A 15,919-nucleotide genomic window follows, 5' to 3' on the forward strand; every position below is an offset into this window, starting at 1 on the left:
AACTTTATTTAGTAATCCAGCAAATGATGCAAATGCATTTCGGGACAAATTAATATCTTCATCTACGATTGAATCTACTGTCGGAAGCAAAAAAGTAGATCTAAAAGAGACAACTCGGAATTCCGGTAATTCCCTGAAAGTTGGGTCTGTCGTTTATTTTAAAACTCCTGAAGGAAAATACGGCGCGCTACACATAAAGCAGATTTCCTCGAATTACGAAGGAGGGTTATATTTTGTGGTCAATGTAAAAATTCAAAATTAACGGGGTACCTCCTCAAAGAATACGACTTTGAGGAGGTAAGTACTTTCTGCAAAACTTCCTTCCAAGGATGAGCACGGGGACGAGGAGGGAGTTAACTCAAGATGGTTCGTTTTTGTTTGACCAGTAGAAAACAATAGGTATCACTGTAAAACTTAATATCAAACATACGATCAACCCTCCAACAATCATAATAGCTAATGGCTTCTGTATTTCCGAACCCATTCCGGTGGACATTGCTGCTGGCAATAATCCCATGGAACCCATAAGTGCTATCATCACCACAGGACGAATTCTAGACCTTACGCCGGTTTGTATCGCCGCTATAAGCGACATTCGATGTGCTAAATTATCCCTAATTACGCCAATGAGCACAATCCCATCGATCGTCGCTACCCCGAATAGAATGATAAAGCCAATACCCGCGGAAATGCCAAAAACAGTGCCTGTCATCCACAAGGACACGAAGCCCCCAATAAAAGCAAACGCTAGCGTTAGCGAAGAGATAAGTGTATCCTTGATATTACCAAAATTGAAATAAAGTAGTAGTAATATCAGCCCCAGACTGATCGGCACAACGAGCGCCAGTTGTTTCGCTGCTCGCTCCTTACTTTCAAACTCACCCGCCCACTCCATATGGTTTTGATGTGGCAAAGCAACCTGGCTAGCAACGACCTGCTTCGCTTCAGCAATAGTACTCCCTAAATCACGTCCCTCAATGCTGAACCCTATACCGATGTAGCGGCTATTCCCCTCCCGATAAATAAAAGCTGGTCCTGTTTGGTAGCCAATAGTGGCAATTTCCTGCAGCGGAATACGCTGCCCATTGCTTGTGGGAATTAAGATGTTTTTTATTTTTTCAGGGGTGTCCCTTGATCCTTCGTTAAAACGTAACATCACATCGAACTGCCGATCGCCTTCATAAAACTTCGTGGCTGCCTGTCCTCCTATGGTCATCGCAATAACAGCTTGAACATCGGCTGTTACCACTCCATATTTTGCCATCTTCGAGTCGTGTAGCTGAATTCGGAGTTCCGGTAAACCAATATTTTTATAAACGTTGATGTCGGTTATACCTTCCACACTCTTAATTGCCGATGCGACTTGGCCAGCATATTTCTCTAAATCATACAGATCATCACCAAAAACTTTAATCACCAATGAACTTTTCACTCCAGCAACGTATTCTTCGACATTATCTTGAATTGGCTGACTGAAACCAAAATTTATGCCTGGATAGTGGCTGAGCTGTTCACGTAGTTCTAATATTATATCGTCCTTTGAAACCTTACGGCTCCATTCCTTCTGATCTTTTAACTGTACATTGAACTCAATGTTAAAAAAACCAGTAGGGTCAGTTCCATCGTTCGGACGTCCAGTTTGTGTCAAAATGAATTCGACTTCTTGACAGCTGCTCTGCATAATATGCTTCATCTCTTTAGTTAGACGGGTTGACTCCTCCAGATTTACGCTGTTTGGCAGCGTAGCACGAATATAAATTGCTCCCTCATTCAACTTAGGTAAAAACTCAGAACCATAATGGATAAATCTCACCGCACAGATCCCGAGTAACAGGATAAAAATGGTAACAGTTGTTTTCCTATAAGCGAATGTTTTATCGAACAGCCCATATAGAGTACGCTGAAAGAATCGAGTAACCAAATTTTCGCGCTCATCCATACCCTTTGTAAAAAGTAGTTTACACATTGCTGGAACATACGTTAGACTGAGTATAAGTGACCCGAGTAATGCATAGCCCAGCGTGAATGCCAAAGGTGTAAACATCTTGCCTTCCACCTTTTGGAACGAAAAGATGGGCAACAAAGCAACTATCAGAATAATTAGTGCAAAGAAAATATAAGAAGCGACGCTCCCCGCGCTCTTTTTAATTACCCCCATTTTACTCATCTTAGCAAACCGTTCCGGACCCACTTTATGTGACAGAGAGGCCATTGCCACGAATACGGTCTCCACAATAACGAGTGTCCCTTCAAGGAGCAAACCAAAATCCAATGAGCCCATGGAGATCAAATTAGCTGGCAGCCCTTGTATTTTGAGCATAATAATTGCGAACAGAAAAGACAGCGGAATAACCGATGCAACGATAAAAGTCGACTTCCAATTATAAAGGAAAATGAATACAATTAGGGAAACTAATAGAATACCCTCAATCAAATTTTTTGTCACCGTACGAACGGTATTATCGACAAGCTTGGTTCGATCAATGACCGTTTCGATTTTCACCCCTTGCGGCAAGATACGGTCGTTCAATTCTTCAATCTTTTCGCGCAAAGAGTCAACTACTTCAGAGGGATTTTCCCCTCGCAGCATAATGACGATACCTTCCACTAAGTCGTCCTGTTCATTTAGTCCAACTTGGCCTAGTCTTGGTTTACTTGACACAACTACATCCGCAACATTTTTAATAAGTACTGGGGTCGATCCATTCAGTTTAATGGTGATATTCCCTATATCTTGCTTTTTATCCAGAAGGCCTACCCCACGTACGACATAAGCTTGATCTCCTTGTTGTATGACATCTCCACCAACGTTAATATTAGACTTAGAAACGGCCTCGTACACATCCAGCGGAGATAAATCATAGTTCTTAAGCTCAGTGGGATGAATTCTTATTTCATAAATTTTTTCTTCTCCGCCAAAGCTTACCACGTCAGCAACGCCCCGCACGCCGAGAAGCTCCCGTTCGATTACCCAGTCCTGTATAGCCGTGACTTCCCTAATTGGAAGGTCACTCTTTATGACGTAACGAAAAATTTCACCAGTCGCCCCCGAGGGAGGTTCTATAGATGCCTCAGCTCCTTCAGGCAAGTCGACTCCAGCAAGTTTATTCGAAACGTACTGCTGCGCATAAAAGTCGTCTATACCGTCCTCAAACTGCACTGTAACCACTGACAATCCAAATAGTGATATCGAGCGAACATTGCTTTTGCGAGGAATACTATTCACCTCTTTGGAGATAGGCAAAGTAACGAGTTTTTCCATTTCCTCAGCACTACGTCCCGACCACTGCGTAATAATTCTGGTGCGCGTACTTGTAACATCAGGGAAGGCTTCTATGGAGGTATGACGAAGCGCATAGATCCCACCAAAAAGTAAAACCATCACAGCAAATAATACTGCCGTGGTGTTCCGCAAAGAAAATGTGACGATCTTTTGAACTAAATTTTTCATGTTGGTTATCTGTTTTGATTTAGCCCTTCAAATACTAGTAATGCATTCGTCCCTATTATTCGTTCCCCTTGAGCTAGCGTGTCGGCAATGAAGGTATGTTGCTCATTATGGCCTACACTTACAATCTCGCGAACCTCCAGATCACAATCATCTCGATAAACAACTATATATTCTTTATTATTATTAAATATTTTTGCTCGATTGGGAATAGCAAACGCAGTCCTTTGATCACTATTCATGTCGATCAGAATATCCGCACTCAAGCCAGGCATTAACACGAGATTCTGATTATCTAGCACCACCCGCGCCTTTAGAACATGTTCATTATCGTCGAAAACATTATAGATCTTGTCTATCTTTCCGTCATAGACCTCGTCGGGGTAGGCAATTGTACGCACTTTGACCTGATCCCCCACATGCACATAGCGCAGGTTGCTCGCGTATATATTAACCATTGCCCATACCTGCTTCAAATTTGAAAGCGAAAAAAGTGGTTCGCTCTCTGTCGTTATGCTCTGACCGGCGCTTATGGATTTTTGAATTATATAACCGTCTTTTGGTGCTAGAATATGGAATGCTCCTTTACCCGCTGCTCGATACAACGTCAAACTTTGATTCACCCGTTCCAGTTCAATACGCGAACTTTCTAATTCGTGGGCTGCAGCGAGCACTTCAGATTCCGCCAGTAGCCCGTCGGCGGCCATTTCGTTTTTTGTTTTAAGCTGCTTTTGGAGTAGCACAATTTGATTCTCCTGATAGCGTTTCTGTTGATGAAGCTCTTGGATCTGACTGGAACTGATCGTTGCAAGCACTTGCCCTTTACTAACATAATCTCCGAGCTCAAACCTTACATTTTCTACCACACCATCCAATAAACTACGAAATACGGTCATGTCGTTTTCGTTGTATTCGATCTTTCCCGATAGACTTATTTGCTCGCTAACAGGAAGCCGCTCTACTTCCATTATTTCGCTGGTTTTCTTTAACTGTTCGTTTAAACAAAATTTTTGTTTGACGGTTGGACCTTCGTTTTCTTCCTCAGATGCCCGCGTTCCACAGGAGCTGAACAAAAAAAGATATATCGTGGTCACCAATAGATACTTCATTCTGTGTTTTCTATGTTTAAAAATCATTTCCGGATAGATACTGTAACTCCTCGTATGTATTATTATAATTTTCCCAAACAGTAAGCATCGTTCGATCGGCTTGTCTTATAGCTTCAACGAAGTCTATGAACTCTATCAGCGTGATCTGTTTGTTTTGTAGGTGTTTCTTATATTTCCCTATCATCTCTTGCTGCTCATCGATCGATTCCGCGGATAGACTGACAAGTGTCTGTTCATATTTTTGAAGAAGATCTCTGTTTTTTTTCACTTCGGATTCCAGCGCCCACCTCGCAGATGCCTGATTCACTTTACCCATCTTAATGGATTCTCTTGCTGCCTGGATGTTTCCTCTATTTCGATTGAACACCGGTAGATCCATGCTGATACCCAGTCCGACGAAGTCCTGCATAATATTTCCGCCTCGATCGTAGCCTAATTGCAGCGTGAGATCAGGTTTCGCATTGGCTTTCTCTAACGAAAGTTCACCCTGGGCAATTTCAACGGCAATTTTCTTCTGCAACAATGTCGTATTGCCTTCAGCCGCTAGGACTTCCAGTTCAGCTGGTACACGGCTGGTTCGACTCCTAAACGCGTCCCCGTCTTCCAGTTTGTCGATTGTTATATCCTGCCGCGTCGTCAATGTAGCCAGCATATGGATAGAACGGGTGATATCCTCCTCCAATACGGCACGCTCCCCACGTAAGTTTATAAGCTCGGCCTGGATCCGCTGATAAGCGGAATAAGAAACATTTTTTAATTTGGCTTGACGAGCATACTGCGTAGACAACTGCTCAAAAAGTGCTACAACAGTATCGAGTTGTATTTGATCGTGTTTTTGCCTCAGCGCCCGATAATAAGTTTGGCGAAGATCCCTCTTTAGCTCCCGAACAAGGGCTTCAAACTCGGCTATGGCAGCACGCGTTTCCAGTTTACTAATCGCTATACGCTTGTTGCGCTTACCTGCTGTCTCCACTAGTTGTTGCAACTCAACAGAGATTTGCTGGTGCCGGCCATAGCTGCCGGCCAATGGGGGTAGGACTTCACTTCCTCGATTCGCCCAAAGGTTAACTTCGTCGATTGAAAGCGTCGGATTTGGCCAAAGCTTTTCTTGCACAACAGTGGCCTCTGCCACGGCAATATTATATTTTGCGGCAATCAACATATAGTTATTGGTCAGAAAGTCTTCTTCTAACTGGACTAAATTATAGGACTGCGCGCTCGCAGTAGTACCAAGAGCCTCCGCGACATAAAAAAGAAAGATATAGATATATTTCACCTTATTAACCGTTTGCTACAAAACTAGCGTCGAGTCATTAAAGTGAATTTTAAGGTAGATTAAAATTTGATTAGAACACTATTTGAACGGTTGTACCATGTCCTTTCGAACTTATCGAAATCGATACACGATGTAGTGTAAAAATTACTTTCGCAATGGAGAGTCCAACTCCCTTTCCCTGATAACCGGCCGTGTTAGTTCCCCGATGAAAATTATGCTGGATATGCTGTAAGTCTTCAGTTGGGATACCGATTCCCTGATCAACGATCAGAAGCACTAAACGTCCATCCTGCTGTTTGAAAATGATTTTTACAATTTGGTTATCGGAATATTTAATCGCATTTTCCAGTACATTGCCGATGGCGAGTTCCAGAAGTTTTTCATTTCCCTCCACCGTCAGCATCGTATTGTCTTCTACCCCAATATCGACCTCCACGTGTGCTTGATGATAAAGAATCATGTTTTCAACAAGATGCCAGACAACCTCATCGATACGCACAGGAGTAAACTCAAAATTCGTCTTTGCACCAGAAAGTAACATCATTTTATCCAAAGTTTCCTGAAGGTCGACCGTGTACTGCTGCAGTTGCTGTATTACTTGATCATACTCTTCCAGATTCCTCGTTTTGCTTCTGGTAACCTCAAGCGTACCAAGCAGTGCCGTGATCGGGGTACGCAGTTCATGGGAAACATAATCGATAAAATTCTTCTGCACATTAAATGTTTCTGCAACCCGGGCAACAAAGTGATTATAAGTATCCACCAAATCCTCCACTTCGGCGTAGGTTTTAGCTAACGATAAAGGTTTATTAAAATTCTTTGTATCTCTGTCCTTTATTTGATCAACAATTCGGACGATCGGCTGGTAGGCTATATAACTTAGGTATTGGGAGAATAAAAATATAAAAAGCATACCTATTAAAAAAACAGCGAGAAGAATATGAAACAGCGTTAGCATCTGTGTGTTAAATTCTTTTTTGGATTGACGTGTTATTACGACAAAATCGCCTTGATTATCTTTATAAAAAATACCGTTATACAAAAAGGCATCTGTCGAGAGAAATGCATTTCTATTGTTGCGTGTCTGCAGCAAAAACGACGAAGGAATTTCATGCGTAGACTCCATATCTCCATCGTACCGCCGGTCCAAACTATCAAAAACAACTATATTCCGTCTAGAAATAGTTTTCCCCAACTGACTCTGCACATTGCTATGCTCTAGAGATGATAGCTCGTCGCGTTCCAAATAGTAGATTGCAGCAAGTAACGATTTATTCTCTAGTGATTGATATTCCTTTTGTTCCATCTGCGAATAATAGGCAAAGTAGATCAGCACCGAAAATAGGAGCATAACCACGCTAAATATCGTTACGGAGTACAGAGACAACCGATGCTTCAGCTTCATGACGAACCAACTTTAAACATGTATCCTACCCCTTTCACAGTATAAATATATTTTAGGCCTTTTTTCTCTATTTTGTTCCGCAAATATGAAATATAAACATCCACGACATTGGTATGATTATCAAAGGTTATTCCCCAGACTGCATTCAAAATCTGTACACGGCTTACCGTTTTGTCAATGTTTTCGACCAAATATATAAGAAGTTTAAACTCCTTGGGGGAAAGTTCTATCTCCTCACCAAGCATAGCAACTTTATACTGTTGAAGGTTAACTGAAAGGTCACCAAACTGCAGGGTGGGATTCGTTGTGTCCTGCTGAGAATATTTATTCCTGCGTGTTAATGCTTTTATTCGGGCTAGGAGCTCATCGAAATGGAAGGGTTTAGTTAAATAATCATCAGCGCCATAATCAAGTGCAGAAACTTTGTCCTGCACGCTGTTTAATGCGCTCAACATTAACACGGGCGATTCTATTTTTTTGTAGCGTAGTGTTTGCAATAATTGGATGCCATCCACCCCGGCCAACATAATATCTAAAATGATCAGATCCCATTGAATGTTAATATAGTGTTTAAGCACATCCTCTGCATTTTTACATAGCGTCACAAGGTAGCCATGCTCCTCCAAACCCTTAATAAGGAAGGCGCTGATTCGGGTATCATCTTCTACAACAAGAATTTGCATAAACAAGAATTTCCGACAAAATACTGATTTAAGGTGATCTATGTTTAATAAACCAAAATTCTAACCAAGTTTTAATGTACGATGCAATCCCAAAACACCCTTTTATCTCTGCAGGTTATCAAGGGAAAGCTATCGTTATAACGAGCAGTCCATCTACTGGTAATCTGGACTGTTTAATCCGGCCTTAAGAAACGGCGGGTTAGTCATACCTTGCTGTCTACATAATAATACAGTTTAGCAGTTATTGACGGTTCCGCTGGAGCTTCTCCTAACAATTGCACCTGCTCAAAATCGGAAAGTACTTCAAAGCCGTCGAAGGTAGCATTTAAACCGTTTTCGACTTCACGATTTTGGACTTCATCTTCCATCTCTACACCTTTATGGTAGAAATAAGCCCCTTGATAGGCATCAACTTCCTTTCTAGGAATTGTGATATATACACTTCTTTTTTCAGTTTTAATATTCATGCAGTAAAATTAATACTTCTTGGCTATTTCTCATCTCCTACTTTTAGAAATGAATTTACACGACACCGATCTGCTAACTGCGAACCCTTTTTTCCAAACAAGGAATTCCCTCAAGTCCGATTTTTTTTATAAATTTCACAAACATTCGTCATTACTTATAACGACTCATACTTATTCAACAAGCACGCAAATCTTCGCTGACCATGGACAAATATACAAAGAAGGAAACCTCAACAATATTAGGCATCCAGGGATTCCGCAAAGAACAGATTGCTGGTCGGAGGGAGATATTATTTAACCAGCTTCAAGGACAAAAAATAATAGAAAACCCACACAGCCATGATTTTTTCATCATCAATCTTTTCGAATGTGCATCAGGTATTCACAGTATCGATTCTATTGAATACCCGATTGGCAATAAACAGGTTCATGTCTTATTCCCAGGGCAAATTCATAAGTGGGATATTGCAGAAGGAACTATAGGGTATCAACTCATGGTAGAGCGGGATTTTTTTGAGCAGTTCGCTCCGTATTTCAGATTCTCATTCACGAATTACCAGAACCATCCGGTTATACAACTATCAGACAACGCATTCAACCTTCTACACTACGAATTTGAGGCGATAAAAGATGAGCTAACTCGGGCTGAGTCACTCGTAAATCTCATCAGTGCACGTGCAGCGGTAATCGCCTCTATTGTTAGTCGCGAAGCCGAGCAAGCTTTCAGCGAATTCAAAGTATATCAATCGAATGAGCGATTAGCAAGGTTTAACATGTTGATTGATCAATTCTACAAACAAGAGAAGTCCGTAGTATTCTATGCTGAAAAATTAAATATCTCCGCTAATTATCTAAATATTCTTTGCAAAAAACATTTAAAAATATCCGCCACACATCTTATCCAACAGCGTATATCAATCGAAGCAAAACGAATGCTACAAAATACACCTAAATCTATCAAGGAAATTGCCTTTGAGCTCGGCTTTGTGGATCAAGCATATTTCTCGAACTTTTTTAAGACGCAGACAGGAGCGACACCCAGCCAATTCCGTCACAAGTAATAAATATTACAAACAATACAAGAAATCCTTCAATGTTCTAACAGACGAAACCCTGTAACTTTGTAATCGATACGTTGTCCGATTAAAGAACAACTTTTGTTACTCAAAAATATAACCAAATGAAAAAATATAGCATGTCACGAAAAGATTTTATTTTTAATTCCGCAATAGGTATTGCAGGATTAACTTTAACGCCAGCCGTTACTAAAGCGAAAGATGCTATACCAAACGACGGTCGAAGCTCCGTATCTCCATCAAATTATATGTTGAAAAACGTCCGTTTAGAAACAGGATTCGAATACCAAGATGATGTTGTTATTGCTACAAAAACCGAACTATTTTGTCTAGAAGTAGCAGATGGAAAAATCAAGAGTATAAGTCCAAATCAACCGGGATCGAATGCGGTGGATGCACACGGAATGCTGATGCTGCCTGCATTTAAAGATATGCATATCCATTTAGACAAAACCTTTTATGGGGAAAGATGGCAAGCGGTAAACCGACCCCAAAACGGGGTCAAGGGCATGATTGCTTTAGAACAGCAAATGTTGCCTTCTTTGCTAGAAAAGTCTACATATAAAGCTGAACAATTAATCGAGCTCTTACAATCAAAAGGTACGTCGTTTGCGCGCAGTCATGTGAATATCGAACCCACTTCTAAATTAGATTCGCTGAAAAACTTACAAAAGGCGGTCGAGAATAAGAAAGATGTATTTGGGGTAGAGCTCGTCGCCTTCCCCCAACATGGTGTATATTATACCGACTCGGTCCCCTATTTACAAGAGGCCGCAAAAATGGACATTGATTTCATTGGAGGGTTAGATCCTTATTCAATCGACGGCTCCATCGAAAAGCCAATGGATTTTACCGTGCAGCTAGCACTAGACAATAACAAAGGCATTGATATTCACTTACACGAATCAGGCGATTCTGGATTGAAGACGGTTGAATACCTCATTAAGAAAGTAAACGAGAATCCGGTATTGAAAGGCAAGACATTCCTTAGTCATTGTTTTATATTGGGGAAACTTGACAAAAGCAAGACTCAAGATATTGTTAAAAAATTAGCGGAGGCACAAATTGGAATCATCTCAACGGTACCGTTTGGCGGCTTGGTCATGCCGATCCCCACGTTAATTAACTCCGGCGTGAACGTAATGACCGGAAACGATAGTATCGTTGACCACTGGAACACATTTGGTAGCGGCAGTGTATTACAGAAAGCCAACTTAGCAGCGCAGCTGTATGGATACTCCTCAGAATTTGGCTTATCCAGAATGCTAAAACTAGCGACAGCAGGTGCCGTGCCTCTGGATGACGAAGGTAAACAACAATGGCCCTATAAGGGAGCGAACGCTAATATGGTATTTGTCGAGGCGAGTTGTTCAGCAGAAGCTGTGTCAAGAATATCTCGCGTAAATTCATTAATCTACAAGGGAAAAATCGTTTTTTGATGGACAATAAAGAAGCAACCGGCTATTCGTTAGCCTCGCTCTTTTTTGCAAGAAGCCGACTGAAAAGACCGATCATGAGAGCACACCAAGTTATAAGTCCAAAAAAAATAAAATAGCGGGGTATAACCTTCAGGAAAGGTAACTCAAACATTTCTGAAAGCCGGAATGTACTCGCTGTGTACATTCCTAACGGAAATACAAATGCCCAATAAGTAGGATTGTATCCCTGAGCCGTTATCGGTGCCTTCACCTTTCTTATAATGTGACGCCAGATGCCTAGCATAATCAATAATGGGATCCACCAAGTGCCGGCAGACCAAAACAACAAGGTTAACCCTTTAATGAAGGGACTTAGCACGGTTACTAATTGAAAATCTCCTCTATTTAATACTATTAACGATCCCGCGAGAGCGGTGATTGCGGTCGCACCCATATTGATCCAATAAGCCGCGCCCAAATCTTGCGCGTGTAATTCGAAGAATGAAATTCTGTAGATTATCAATGATATCAGATAAAGGTAAAAAACGCAACCGGTAAAAAATAGACAGGTGGCTAGGAACAATGCCGCTTCGCTATGTTCTGAAGTATACACTGTGAGAATAGCAAGTGCCTGGAGCGCTACGACACTCAATAGCCAGCCACCATTAATCCCGTCTTTCAAACTTTTCTTTTGTTCGGTGATGGTAATGCTGAAGAAAAAACTATAGTTAATCAAAAGCCACACTACAAAAGCTATTACCAATATGGAACGCCCCAGCACGTACTCGTGGTGGAATAAAACGACTTGATCCCCGATAATACACATTGCAACAATGAAAGTAAAAAGGCTGGGTCCTTTTTCATAACTCTTTAGGTCCTGGCGGAATGCCGTCCATTGAAAAAGCACTCTACGTAGCATGAACAAGAGTAGGATTGCGAACAATACAACATCTATGAAGTACAGCACTTTTGCCAACCATATATACCCTTCCAAAAGGGCGGCGATGGACAATATGCCAGTAGCCATCACCATCGCAAAATCAATCGGTGAAAAATATCGTTCCGCCTTTGCCCATATGCCTCTCATTTTAAGCATCAAGAGTTTGCTATGAGGTCAAAATATTCATCATCCTCGTTCTTACCTCCATATCCTTTGCCGACAGTAGTATGCGATTCCACAAATTCAATACGTTCGATCCATTTAACGAGCTTATAGCCTAACTGGTTTTCTATCCGCAGTCTTAAGGGCGCTCCATATTGCACTGGTAGAGGGGCGTAATTCATTTCCCAGGCTAATATAGATGCCGGCTTTAGGCAATTGTCAAGTGTATGTGTATCGTAATAGACGCCGCCATACAGCCCCTCACCATATGAATAGAACACGACTGTTTGCACAGAATCATGAGGTTTTACCAGATCTACCAGCTTACGAATAGGTATGCCGCCCCACTCGGCTATCCCCGACCACCCCTGAATACAATGATGCATTGTAATGTTTTGTTCTTTTGCTAACGCCTTTAGATCCTCAAGCGATAGTTCTACTTGATGTTCTACCAAACCACCAATTTTAAGTTTATAGTCTTTAAAATCACCCTCTGCCAAAGCGTTCCAGACTTTTGATTCGGGAATCTTACCATTCGACCAAAAGTAGGGGGTGATGTCCTTTTTTTCAAAATAACTTTTGGGTTTGAGTTTGTTGATCGAATGAAGCCACAGATTTCCATTTATAAACGCCGCTAATCGTTGTAAAAAGCGCGGCTTTCTCCATGATACCCAGTGAGCAAAAAAGCAAAAAGCAATGACAAACATTAAGATCGCTCCTCCAAAGTACATCCCCATTGGGTCAGCCGCATCGTCCGTACCGAGAGTGATATGGTTCATATTCCTCTTCAATCCCGTTGCAGCGACCATGAAAACATGAACAAGTGTAAATGCGAGATAACCCAACATAACAAGAAAATGAACGGATCTTGCACCTTGCCTGTTTATAAATAGCTTGGGAAGCCAGTGGAACCGATTTTCGATAGCTGGTGACATCGCCATCCCGCTTAGCATTGCCAGAGGAGCGAATAAGAATACGATTGCAAAATATGAAAGCTGCTGCAGCGCGTTGTAATGGAAATATCCATTAGGCTCAATTGGCATATTAAATGTCGCGTAATAAACGAATACGCTCCAAGCGTCAGGAATGATGCTCCAGGAAACGGGCACGATTCGCTGCCAGTGATCTGTTAAAAAAAGCAATATTATAAATACGACGCCATTCAACAAAAAGAATGGCACACTTATAAAATGCCAATGCCTAGCTACTCCTACCGTATGCTTATATCCTGGCAAACCGATCATAGGGCTTAAGTAACGAGCATCTTCTTTCGCGGTCCATAATTTTCCCGGAGGGACATTAACAGGAGTAAAACGTAACCATTCGGTTCCTGGCCTACACGAGTTATTCCAATATAATCGGGGATGATCGGCCAAGACAGAAAGCCCACTCCGAATCAAAAGGATAAGAAAGAAAAAATTCACCCAATGGCATAACACGACCCACCATGGGAAACCGGAAGATCCTTTCGAATTGTTCAAAAGTTTAGCCGATGGATCGGCGGGTAATCCTTGTATTAGGTACTGTAACCATGCTGCTCCGAAAAATATGACAACAGTTAAGCAGATAATATACCATACTTCTTTTCTCAGTCCTATATATAAACGACGATCGGCGGGATAATGCACAGCATGCTGGGCCGGTGTGAAATGTGTGAACATATCTAACAAGATTGGTTACCTAATCGAATTTAAGTAATTTTCCTGTTATCTAGAAAAATAATTTTATGTTAACAAACTGTAAAACAATATTATCAAGGTAGAAAAATAAAGAAGAACTAATGGATTAATTCGACACGCAATTACAGAGGTGCTTTTTCCTAAAATAATACCGACTAAATTTAACCTGTTTAACCTTGGCCTAGATCAACCACCTTACTTGCTCATTTCGATATTCGAATACCGCTCATAGGAATCTATAGGCGGACTGTTTTGACCTTTCTTAAATTTTAAAAAAAAGGAGTCCTTAAGATTAACTTACGGACCCCTTTTTTTGATTTCAAAATGAAACCATTTATCTAACAAAACGCGTTGTCTAGATCAAAGCATCCATCTATTCATTCTGTCCGTAGGACTAAATCCGAATCTTTACAGATACTGGAAATCTGAATTTTTCAAGCTCTACTTTAGATTCTATATAGCTTAAACTGTGATTTTTGTTCCGACAGCCTTGCCCCTAACGATATCTAAAACAACATGATCTGTTTTTCCATTTGCAATATATGTTGGAATTTGTTTCGCAGCTGTAGCCTTAGCGACTTTCAGCTTTGATTCCATACCGCCACGACCGGACGTCTGACATTTATTTGCTTTTGTAACGTACTGTTCTACGTGCTCGTCGACCTTGATTTCACGGATCAAACGAGAGTTTTCATCTGCTGGGTGTCCGTTGAAGAATCCATCGGTATCCGTTAATATTATAAGCATATCTGCCTGAATCAGCTCAGCAATTAAACCGGCTAGCTCGTCATTATCTGAAAACATGGAGTGTGAAATAGAAACCGCGTCGTCCTCATTAGCAATTGGAATAACTCCCTCTCGCATTAATCCCTCATAACAGTTAACCATGTTCATACGGTGTTCACCTTGATTAAAGTCACGTTTAGTTGCTAGAACCTGTGCACATCGCATTCCATAACTTTGAAAGAGCGTGTAATAATGGCGCATAAGGCGAGGTTGCCCTATCGCCGAGTATACTTGTCTTCTTTGCGAACTATCTTCGATCACACTATCCCCCAACACCTCGCGACCAGCATTTACCGATCCTGAAGATACTAACACGGTCATTACATTATCTTCGTACAATCGAGCTACTTGGTCAACTAATTTATTTAAAGCGTGCTGCATAATTCGGTTATTTCTATTTACCATTACGCTGGTACCTACTTTAACGACAATTCTTTTTTTATACACGAGGCTTGTTGTTTTCTTTTCCCAACTGAACCGCTCTATCAAACGCAGCATAGGCAGCATCCTTAATCAATTCTTTAACATTATTCTCCTCCATAGAGTCTAACGCTGCACGTGTCGTTCCTCCTTTAGAGGCTACCTTGTTCATCCAAGCAGTTGGATCAAGATCTGAACTATTAAATAGCTCTACTGCCCCTTGGAAGGTTTGTGCAACCATTAGTCGTGCATCTTTTTCCAAAAAGCCCATTTTAACCGCGGCCTCCATCATCGATTCCATAAAATAAAATACGTAAGCAGGACCAGAGCCAGAAATACCGGTAGATTTATCAATCTCCATTTCATTGGCTAACTTAATTGACCGACCAGTCGTATCGATTAACTTCTCTACTGTGAGGAGCTCTAATCGAGAAACTTCTTTGGAGCCTATGAACGATGTAAAACCATGTCCAACTTGCGCGGCCAAATTAGGCATTGCACGGACCACCTTTTTAATATCCATCGCTTCCTGCATTGTCTTTATTGTAACACCCGCCATAATCGACACGAAAATCTGATCCGGGTTTTTGTGCATTTTAATTGCTTCAAAGACTTCGTCACTATGATACGGCTTCACAGCAATAAACACGATGTCTGCCTTGGGTAAGCAGTCTTCCAAGTTCTGATAAACGTCGAACATACCCTGGGCACGTAACTCCTCAATTCTTTCTTTGGAGTTGTCTAAAATCATTAAATCTTTGTCTTTTAATAAATCTGATTGGGCCATCCCATGAGCATACGTAAGCCCCATGTTTCCGGCGCCAATTACTAAAATCTTCATTTGTTTTGGTTTTGTAGAATAATATAATTCGATATAAACCCCACAAGGAACGTGCAGAAAATTAATACGATGCGAATCCTTGCAACAGTCTTCGGCAATAGGCTGTCCTCAACACTCTGTTAGGTAACAATTTATCCTAATTATTAATTTTTTTATTTTTTTGAATACAAGAAGCTGTAGATGGTATTAAAGTGACTACAAAAATTGAC

13 protein-coding genes are annotated in these 15,919 nt (G+C 41.2%); 3 read left to right on the top strand and 10 right to left on the bottom strand.

Translation table 11 applies throughout. The features are described from left to right. Window positions 1-262: hypothetical protein (locus HP439_RS11765; protein ID WP_172390535.1), on the top strand; the 262-nt coding region annotated here is incomplete at its 5' end. A gap of 96 nt (window positions 263-358) precedes the next feature. Here the strand turns inward: HP439_RS11765 and HP439_RS11770 are convergent. The 6 genes from HP439_RS11770 to HP439_RS11795 all read right to left on the bottom strand — a co-directional run bounded on the left by HP439_RS11770 (window position 359) and on the right by HP439_RS11795 (window position 8,388). Beyond that, on the bottom strand, window positions 359-3,451 hold the full coding sequence (locus tag HP439_RS11770; protein WP_172390536.1) for an efflux RND transporter permease subunit: 3,093 nt from the start codon (window positions 3,449-3,451) through the stop codon (window positions 359-361). A 5-nt stretch (window positions 3,452-3,456) separates the two neighbouring features. Further along, the gene (locus HP439_RS11775) at window positions 3,457-4,557 is read right to left on the bottom strand and encodes an efflux RND transporter periplasmic adaptor subunit (protein WP_172390537.1); all 1,101 of its coding nucleotides are present in this window, start codon (window positions 4,555-4,557) and stop codon (window positions 3,457-3,459) included. A 16-nt stretch (window positions 4,558-4,573) separates the two neighbouring features. Next, complete coding sequence (locus tag HP439_RS19670; protein ID WP_172390538.1) at window positions 4,574-5,833, bottom strand: TolC family protein; 1,260 nt, start codon at window positions 5,831-5,833, stop codon at window positions 4,574-4,576. Between the two features lie 70 nt (window positions 5,834-5,903). Continuing rightward, entirely contained in the window at window positions 5,904-7,238 is a 1,335-nt protein-coding gene (locus HP439_RS11785) for a sensor histidine kinase (protein WP_172390539.1), read from the bottom strand. Further along, window positions 7,235-7,921, bottom strand: a complete 687-nt coding sequence (locus tag HP439_RS11790; protein WP_172390540.1) for a response regulator transcription factor — start codon at window positions 7,919-7,921, stop codon at window positions 7,235-7,237. The genes HP439_RS11785 and HP439_RS11790 overlap by 4 nt, the downstream gene beginning before the upstream one ends. Before the next feature lie 203 nt (window positions 7,922-8,124). Then, window positions 8,125-8,388: a hypothetical protein gene (locus HP439_RS11795; protein ID WP_172390541.1), complete on the bottom strand. Its 264-nt coding sequence runs from the start codon at window positions 8,386-8,388 to the stop codon at window positions 8,125-8,127. Between the two features lie 203 nt (window positions 8,389-8,591). Between HP439_RS11795 and HP439_RS11800 the strand changes: the two genes are divergently transcribed. Together HP439_RS11800 and HP439_RS11805 are read left to right on the top strand one after the other, a co-directional pair. Further along, window positions 8,592-9,449 (top strand): helix-turn-helix domain-containing protein, encoded by an 858-nt coding sequence (locus HP439_RS11800; RefSeq protein WP_172390542.1) that lies wholly within the window; start codon window positions 8,592-8,594, stop codon window positions 9,447-9,449. Window positions 9,450-9,568: 119 nt separating this feature from the next. After that, entirely contained in the window at window positions 9,569-10,903 is a 1,335-nt protein-coding gene (locus tag HP439_RS11805; RefSeq protein WP_172390543.1) for an amidohydrolase, read from the top strand. A 22-nt stretch (window positions 10,904-10,925) separates the two neighbouring features. Here the strand turns inward: HP439_RS11805 and HP439_RS11810 are convergent, their stop codons facing one another. The 4 genes from HP439_RS11810 to proC all read right to left on the bottom strand — a co-directional run bounded on the left by HP439_RS11810 (window position 10,926) and on the right by proC (window position 15,710). Next, window positions 10,926-11,978 (bottom strand): tellurite resistance/C4-dicarboxylate transporter family protein, encoded by a 1,053-nt coding sequence (locus HP439_RS11810; protein ID WP_246229340.1) that lies wholly within the window; start codon window positions 11,976-11,978, stop codon window positions 10,926-10,928. Beyond that, window positions 11,978-13,645, bottom strand: coding sequence for a molybdopterin-dependent oxidoreductase (locus HP439_RS11815; protein WP_172390544.1), 1,668 nt, complete (start codon window positions 13,643-13,645; stop codon window positions 11,978-11,980). Before HP439_RS11815 ends, HP439_RS11810 begins: the two co-directional genes overlap by 1 nt. 480 nt (window positions 13,646-14,125) lie before the next feature. After that, window positions 14,126-14,896, bottom strand: a complete 771-nt coding sequence (proB, locus tag HP439_RS11820) for a glutamate 5-kinase (RefSeq protein ID WP_216657835.1) — start codon at window positions 14,894-14,896, stop codon at window positions 14,126-14,128. Beyond that, window positions 14,889-15,710, bottom strand: coding sequence for a pyrroline-5-carboxylate reductase (gene proC / locus HP439_RS11825; RefSeq protein WP_172390546.1), 822 nt, complete (start codon window positions 15,708-15,710; stop codon window positions 14,889-14,891). Before proC ends, proB begins: the two co-directional genes overlap by 8 nt. Window positions 15,711-15,919 lie beyond the last annotated feature (209 nt).

Source organism: Sphingobacterium shayense (assembly GCF_013179575.1).
Lineage (GTDB): Bacteria > Bacteroidota > Bacteroidia > Sphingobacteriales > Sphingobacteriaceae > Sphingobacterium > Sphingobacterium shayense.

Coding starts and splice junctions, on each gene's coding strand:
- HP439_RS11810 (WP_246229340.1), bottom strand. CDS start 11,978: ATGCTTAAAATGAGAGGCATATGGGCAAAGGCGGAACGATATTTTTCA.
- HP439_RS11815 (WP_172390544.1), bottom strand. CDS start 13,645: ATGTTCACACATTTCACACCGGCCCAGCATGCTGTGCATTATCCCGCC.
- HP439_RS11770 (WP_172390536.1), bottom strand. CDS start 3,451: ATGAAAAATTTAGTTCAAAAGATCGTCACATTTTCTTTGCGGAACACC.
- HP439_RS11795 (WP_172390541.1), bottom strand. CDS start 8,388: ATGAATATTAAAACTGAAAAAAGAAGTGTATATATCACAATTCCTAGA.
- HP439_RS11790 (WP_172390540.1), bottom strand. CDS start 7,921: ATGCAAATTCTTGTTGTAGAAGATGATACCCGAATCAGCGCCTTCCTT.
- HP439_RS11785 (WP_172390539.1), bottom strand. CDS start 7,238: ATGAAGCTGAAGCATCGGTTGTCTCTGTACTCCGTAACGATATTTAGC.
- HP439_RS11805 (WP_172390543.1), top strand. CDS start 9,569: ATGAAAAAATATAGCATGTCACGAAAAGATTTTATTTTTAATTCCGCA.
- HP439_RS11800 (WP_172390542.1), top strand. CDS start 8,592: ATGGACAAATATACAAAGAAGGAAACCTCAACAATATTAGGCATCCAG.
- proC (WP_172390546.1), bottom strand. CDS start 15,710: ATGAAGATTTTAGTAATTGGCGCCGGAAACATGGGGCTTACGTATGCT.
- HP439_RS11775 (WP_172390537.1), bottom strand. CDS start 4,557: ATGAAGTATCTATTGGTGACCACGATATATCTTTTTTTGTTCAGCTCC.